This is a genomic window from Microcystis sp. M049S2 (assembly GCF_020245625.1).
Classification (GTDB): Bacteria; Cyanobacteriota; Cyanobacteriia; order Cyanobacteriales; family Microcystaceae; genus Microcystis; species Microcystis ichthyoblabe_A.
In genome coordinates this window covers 1-6,675 of the sequence record NZ_JADBUN010000139.1, presented here as the reverse complement: position 1 = coordinate 6,675, position 6,675 = coordinate 1, and the positions used below count along the sequence as shown (strand labels likewise).

Below are 6,675 nucleotides of genomic sequence, written 5' to 3'. Positions count from 1 at the left end.
GTGTGGGGTGTGGGGTGTAGGGTGTAGGGTGTGGGGAGAATAAAGCTGCCTTTTGCCTTTTGCCTTTTGCCTTTTGCCTTTTGCCTTTTGCCTTTTGCCTTTTGCCTTTTGCCTTTTGCCTTTTGCCTTTTGCCTTTTGCCCTTTGCCTTTTGCCTCCTGATATCTGCGATAAGCTAAAAAAAACAAGGCTATAGCTTGTCAACTATTGAAGATTTTCTGCTGACTATTTTCGGGATATTTATATGCAATTCGTCGATTTTCTGGCTCTCATTCATCCTGTCCTAGCGATAGTGGTCGTTTTCCCCATTATCGGCCTCGTAGTTAACTTTGCTTGGCAAACCCGTCAACGTCGCCTAGAAAGCAACGCGGGAAATAAAAGTAAAATTCCCCCAGTGGTCGGGCCAGAACATCTACGTTTAGGCCGCTGGTTAACGGGTACAGTGGTAGGGGTTAACCTGTTAGCACTAGCTTACTCGGTCGTTTACGGTTTTAATGGTTTTGTCGATAAACAAAAAGACGGAAAATTAGACTCCTTTCAGGTCATTTTTGTGATTTTGATGTTTTTTGTCACCATTGCCTCTTTGGTCTGTCTCTACCGCGCTAAACAAGGCTTCTGGCGCGGAATTTTTGCCACCTTGACTGGCATCGGTTTAATTATTATCGGTTCTCAGGATGGGGTCTGGCGACTCTCGGCCCAATGGTACTGGTCCCACTACTATATCGGCATGGCGGCATCATTACTGATGATTTTCTCTCTGGCCATTGTTGAAGATATCTATAAAGACCGTTCCCATCGTTGGCGCATCGCCCATACAATTCTCAATTGTATCGCTCTGGCTCTCTTTCTGGGACAAGCCATGACCGGTTCGAGGGATTTGCTGGAAATTCCCCTCAGTTGGCAAAAACCAGCAATTTATCGCTGTGATTTCACCAATAAAACCTGTCCTGAACCGAAATCCCAAACCCCCCTCATCAACCCGATAAGTTAAACTTTTTTAGGGACTGGGAGAGGGTGAAGGAGTTGGGAAAGTGGGTACACACTTAGATGGCTCCGTGGGGGTATCACCATCGTCCGGTATGGGTTCCTCACACCAATTGGCAATCTTATCAAGTTGGGGAAATTGGGGTTTCAAGTCTTGGATTAAGTCAGTCCATTCTACTCCTTGTATCACAGCAACTGCGCCGCTATTTGAGTCACAGTCTGTAATTTCGCCCCAATTTTTACCCCAGGCAGCACCGATGAAAGTACCAGTACCCTTTTTACCGAGGGAATAGTCAGGAGCAAAGATAAACGCTTCTAGTCTTTGGTCTCCTTTCAGACAAATTTGCGGCGCGGTGGAACCTGAGCCATCGGCATAAATTTGTAGATTGCCCGGTTTACAAACCGTGGGTTCGGTAACACCGCTGCAGTCGTGTTCGATGGCACCGTTAATATTACCTTTAACATAAAAAACTACCCGTTCCCCCGCAGTAATGGTAATCTTCTCGCCATCATCCAAGTTGATATTATTAACGATATACTCGTACACCTGTACGCTTTGACTGTTAATCGTGCGGGTAGAAGGGGTATCAATAATCGCGCCATCCGCATTTTTTCTGGGAAAAGTTTGAGAACTGTCAAGTCCTCCTAGGTTTGGAATACCAGTAGGAATCGGCGGTAAATCGGGGAAAAACACACCGACAAATTGCGCTTCATAGGGGGGATTGGGTGCGGGTGTGGGCTGTTGAATTTTATCTTGGTTAATAATACATCCTGGACTCTCCACATCCCCCACCACATCCCCTTGAAATTTAGCACCATCCTCCACCACATCCCCTTGAAATTTAGCACCATCGTCCGCCGTTCCCTCACTTATCCATAAAGCTGGGACCGTATTGCGCTCAAATGCGGGGCGGCCAGATGGAGGGGGAGGGGTAGGGGAATCAAGAATAGGGATAGTTACCACCACGCGGTTACGCGGGGCGGCATTATCGTCACTATCTATATCGGGAAGAGTCTTAGTTAGGTCTGTTGCGGCACTTTTGCGAGAACGTCCTTCCAGGGTGAGAACCCCCCAACCCAAAATATTGGGGTCAGAGCTTGGGGTAAAATTATATCCCACCACGCGATAATAACGATTATCATTGATCTCATCGGGAGAAATTTTATCATCACGGTTAATATCGATCGCATCGAATACCGCGTCGGTTTCTGGCCATTCTTCCCGGGTGATGAAACCATCCCCATCACGGTCATAGACTTGGAAAATATCTTCCAACTGAAACCATTCATTACCTTCGCCATCACTCGAAGGCTTAGCCAAACCTCTTAATTCAGCGATTTTTGCCTTCAAGGTATCAGCATCGTTGGGATTACTACAGGCTCTCTCCCAACAATTGCCGGAAGTACAATTACTATCAACCGTCGCCATAAATCGAACGCTATTAAGTAAATCCTGCACGCGAGCCACTCCAGCTTCGGCACTTCTTAAAGCATCAGCCCGGGCTTTTTGGGCAATTACTTTCGATTGGTCTCCTTGGACGCGCATCATCATAGTTATCCCTGTCACCATCAGGATAAGTCCAATCAACACGGCAAGAGGCAAGGCAAACCCTTTTTCCCTATTAGCCATCAGGTGAAGGTATAAACGATTTTTCATAGACCAGTCCATCTAAGAATGGTTACTTTTATTATAATACTGTCAAGTTTTAGTCAATTGACAACTGTGAGAATACAGGGATAGCACTGTGAGTAAAATCACAAACAAAAGCCAGTTGACACGATAATTAGCAATTAGTTTTTCGATAAGTAGGTAGGCGTTAAAAATTATCAGATGCCCCCTTTATTAAGGGGGATCGGCACCCCCCTTATTAAGGGGGGCAGGGGGGATCGAACCTAAAATCTATTTTTAATTTAATTATAACCAGCTACTTAAGTATTTTCGACTTTTGACTAAATTAAAGGGCTGTTTTTCGATCCAGAATTGCCCGCCAAATCAAGCCTGTCCCCCGACAAAAGCTGATAATTAACAACCAAAGTGATTGTAATTCTCCCGCCGTATTTTTCGGTTGCCAGCGCTGGGGACGACAGAATAGAAAAGTAATTAATTTTCTTTGCTCTGATAGGGTAAGTGGCTGGAATTTAAGAGTCGCTTGCCAGATTTTTCCTCGTTTTTCTAGATTGACTAGATGAGCCGATAGGCGCAAGTCTTCGCCTAAAATATCTAGGAGTAATTTTTCTGAGTAGATGGGTTCCCCTAGGTTAATTTCTGCTCCTATTTCCGAAAGTTTTTTCAGATTGCCCTGTATAATTATATCCGATTCTGTTATCAATTTAACAGGAGATTCCAGCACTTGGTATTCAGTTTCTAGGGTGAGGGGAGCTTCCAATAAAGCCACCAGAGCAGTCATGATAATAACCACGTTATATATAGCCAAAATTAAGCCAAAATTTAGGGGACCTTCTTGATAATTGTGATGGTGTAAATTAAAGAAAATACTAATTAAAGTAATAGTGAGAAAAAACAGCAATGGGTAGGATAAGTGCCAATTATATTGATAATTTTGGCGAGCAATTCCCTTGGGTGTCACCTGAAATCCTTTGTCAAAGGGTTTCCAAAGAACATGGAGAACTGTTAGGGATGTAGGTACACAAATAATCATCGATAGTACCTCAGAAAAAACAATTGAGCGCGAGCGAGAATTTAACCAGTGATAAGTGGCTAACTGCATCATCATGTAGGGTAAAAAGATATAGATTGTCTCATCAATGGTAATGTTCAAAGGTACGATATAACCAAAGGTATAAAGGAGAGGAATAAGCAGAGAAAATAAACGAGCTAAGGGAGAAAACCAAGATAAAAGTCCTTCTAAGTGTGCCAATCTTTGGGGTAGAGTTAGTCCCGCAATTTTTAGGGGATTAGCCTTGATAAAAAATGCCTGTAAAGTTCCCCTTGCCCAGCGCAATCTTTGCCGTAAATAAGCTGATAAACTTTCGGCAGATAAACCAGCACTGAGTTTTTCATTTAAGTAAATAACTTCATAACCTTTGGCAGAGATAGCAATCCCAGTAAAATAGTCTTCACTAATAGATTCTATATTAAAATATCCCACTTCCTCTAAGGCTTTTCTTCTGACAATAAAAGAAGTGCCAGCACAGACAGGACTACCCACCCCATCTTTAGCCGGTTGGATATGACGATAAAATAATTCTTCGTCGGGAGTAACGATATTTTCTAAACCTAAGTTATGGGCAATAGGATCGGCATTATAAAAGCTTTGCGGTGTTTGCACTAGGGCAATTTTTGGGTTTTGAAACCAGCCAACAGTTCTTTCTAGAAAGTTCTGACAAGGGATAAAATCTGCATCAAAAACTACCACTAATTCCCCTTGGGTTTGTCTGAGAGCATGGTTTAAATTACCTGCTTTAGCATTTTTTCTATCCTGACGAGTCAGATAATTACAATTTAATTTTTCTGCCAATTCATAAATTTCTGACCTCTGGGTATCATCGAGAATATAAATATTTTTATGGTGATAATTAAGGGCTTGACAACCGATAACAGTTCTTTTTAAAATGAACGCTGGCTCATTATAGGTGGGAATCAGAATATCTACCGTGGGCAAATACTGTTTATTGATCACTGCTTGGCTATAAAAATCAGCTTCTTTGCGTCTATCCTTCGTGGTTAAGACTAAAACTAACTGAATTATGCTAATACTTAAAACCATCATCTCAACGCCTAAAAGTAGTAAACTAAAAAAGCCATTGAGAGGAGTAGAAAGATTTAAGGTTTCCAGAATCCTCCAGAGTAGATATCGCAGGGTGATAGCGAGAGTGATAGAAATAATGACTAATCTTGACCAAACTTGCGGACGCGGAGACAAGAAAATGATTAACTGCGTAGAAATTAGCAGGATAACCGTGGGTAATAATAATTGATAGCTATGAGCAACCGTGGGAACTTTGATCCAAGCAAAGGGGTTAAAAAAATCTTCTACTAAGCCAAGTAGTAATCGATAAATATTGTCTTCCGGCCAACATAATGATAAACTGACCATCATTAACCCGCAGATCACTGCTAACATAATTAAGATAACTGATATTATCGCTAAAATCGGCTTGAATACGGAGGAATACACTGGTTTTTGAGGGAATGGAAAAATCGATTCTTGGTTAGACATGAATCCTCTTCTGATCAAATAAATCTAACTACATTTTACAATTCTTAACAAAAACTAGGACATTTTTGGCAATGACAGGAGCGCTCTCCACCAAAATGCTAAATTTTGTATCAAACCCAAGATGAAACTAGCCAGAAAAAGTCTAGAAATAGTATACTCTGGTTAACCGTGAGGAAAAATTAATCTATGATAGCCGTCAAAATCGCCGTTGTTAGCGCTCTCGTTTTAGTTGTGGTCAAATTCGTCGCCTCTGTTCTAGGCAAAGGCAATATACCCCTACTTAATCAGGCTGTCACCGTGATTTTAAGCCTTTTTATCGGTTTTGAGTTGATTCAACTAGGACAAGCGGTGATTGAAAAGATTAATTAAGGGCTAAACGGGCCAGATAGAAGCTAGTAATAGTTTTAGCATCGATCGATTCTCCCTTGGCGATCGCCGATTCCATTTCCTCAAAACTCATCAAAACCACTTCCAGATCTTCATCCGCATCTTGAGCGGGGGGCAAGCTTAATTTTTCCAGATCCCGGGCCAGAAAAGCATAGATATATTCATCGGAATAACCCGGTGCCAGGGCAAATTTACCCAAAGATTGCCAATTATGCGCCCGATAGCCCGCTTCTTCCTCTAATTCTCGTTTTACCGTTGTAGCAGGGTCTTCTCCTTCATCAATCGTCCCGGCGGGAAATTCCAGAATTCGAGCTTGTAAACTAAATCGATACTGACGTACTAAAACTAATTGACCTTCCTTGGTGATTGGAACTGCTAAAGCACCCCCCGGATGACGGACACATTCCCATTCTCCCTCGACACCGTTAGGTAAACGCAGTTTCGAGACTTCAAATTGAAAGACACGACCTTGATAAAAAAGACGTTGTTGGAGAAATTGAGGCGGTTCAGACATAGAAAATTTGCAACTAGGACTTTAAGAATTAATATCAACAAATGTCACCTTTGTCACCGGTGTTTCAGGTTATAATGAGAAATGCTGTCTTTACAGGTTAAATCTTTTTCGAGAAACCCCATGGCAAAAAAATCGATGGTAGAACGCGAGAAAAAACGCGCTCGTCTCAGACAAAAATACGAAGCTAAAAGAGCGGAACTAAAAGAACAATTCCGCACCGCCGAAGATTTTGAAGAAAAACTGGCAATTCACCAAAAATTACAGGAATTACCCCGCAATAGCGCTCCCAGTCGTCACCGCAACCGTTGTTTAACGACCGGCAGACCGAGAGGATACTATCGCGATTTTGGTTTATCCCGCAACGTTTTACGCGAATGGGCCCACCAAGGTCTTTTACCCGGTGTGGTCAAGTCTAGCTGGTAGTCAGAAACAATATCTAGGGTCTGCTGAAAAAGTTTTTCGTGGGGACAGGGTGTGGGGTGTGGGGTGTGGGGTTTTACCGGTTTTGAGGTGGCCAATTACCTAATTTTTAGGGAAAAAGTCCCGGAATTTTCCCCCTGATCACTCCCATACCTGGTACTTTTTGATTGACAAAAAGTCTAAAAGTCTT

The 6,675-nt window shown here is 42.4% G+C and carries 6 protein-coding genes; 3 read left to right on the top strand and 3 right to left on the bottom strand.

All coding sequences use genetic code 11. The features are described from left to right. Positions 1-243 precede the first annotated feature (243 nt). A complete protein-coding gene (locus IM496_RS11915; protein ID WP_194013851.1) occupies positions 244-990 on the top strand; it encodes a DUF4079 domain-containing protein in 747 nt (248 codons plus the stop codon). 6 nt (positions 991-996) lie between these two features. Here IM496_RS11915 and IM496_RS11910 read toward each other — a convergent pair whose 3' ends face one another. After that, positions 997-2,640, bottom strand: coding sequence for a DUF7305 domain-containing protein (locus IM496_RS11910; RefSeq protein WP_287662023.1), 1,644 nt, complete (start codon positions 2,638-2,640; stop codon positions 997-999). A gap of 298 nt (positions 2,641-2,938) precedes the next feature. Further along, positions 2,939-5,164 (bottom strand): glycosyltransferase, encoded by a 2,226-nt coding sequence (locus tag IM496_RS11905; RefSeq protein WP_287662022.1) that lies wholly within the window; start codon positions 5,162-5,164, stop codon positions 2,939-2,941. Positions 5,165-5,350: 186 nt separating this feature from the next. On the opposite strand from IM496_RS11905, the gene IM496_RS11900 reads away from it, so the two are divergent. After that, a complete protein-coding gene (locus IM496_RS11900) occupies positions 5,351-5,533 on the top strand; it encodes a hypothetical protein (protein WP_002769951.1) in 183 nt (60 codons plus the stop codon). Here the strand turns inward: IM496_RS11900 and IM496_RS11895 are convergent. Next, complete coding sequence (locus IM496_RS11895) at positions 5,526-6,065, bottom strand: NUDIX hydrolase (protein ID WP_194013857.1); 540 nt, start codon at positions 6,063-6,065, stop codon at positions 5,526-5,528. The genes IM496_RS11900 and IM496_RS11895 overlap by 8 nt on opposite strands. 120 nt (positions 6,066-6,185) lie before the next feature. On the opposite strand from IM496_RS11895, the gene rpsN reads away from it, so the two are divergent. Next, complete coding sequence (rpsN, locus tag IM496_RS11890; RefSeq protein WP_002740009.1) at positions 6,186-6,488, top strand: 30S ribosomal protein S14; 303 nt, start codon at positions 6,186-6,188, stop codon at positions 6,486-6,488. Positions 6,489-6,675 lie beyond the last annotated feature (187 nt).

Excerpts from the sequence above, each read along its gene's own strand:
- IM496_RS11915 (WP_194013851.1), top strand. The coding sequence starts at position 244 with ATGCAATTCGTCGATTTTCTGGCTCTCATTCATCCTGTCCTAGCGATA.
- IM496_RS11910 (WP_287662023.1), bottom strand. The coding sequence starts at position 2,640 with ATGAAAAATCGTTTATACCTTCACCTGATGGCTAATAGGGAAAAAGGG.
- IM496_RS11905 (WP_287662022.1), bottom strand. The coding sequence starts at position 5,164 with ATGTCTAACCAAGAATCGATTTTTCCATTCCCTCAAAAACCAGTGTAT.
- IM496_RS11900 (WP_002769951.1), top strand. The coding sequence starts at position 5,351 with ATGATAGCCGTCAAAATCGCCGTTGTTAGCGCTCTCGTTTTAGTTGTG.
- IM496_RS11895 (WP_194013857.1), bottom strand. The coding sequence starts at position 6,065 with ATGTCTGAACCGCCTCAATTTCTCCAACAACGTCTTTTTTATCAAGGT.
- rpsN (WP_002740009.1), top strand. The coding sequence starts at position 6,186 with ATGGCAAAAAAATCGATGGTAGAACGCGAGAAAAAACGCGCTCGTCTC.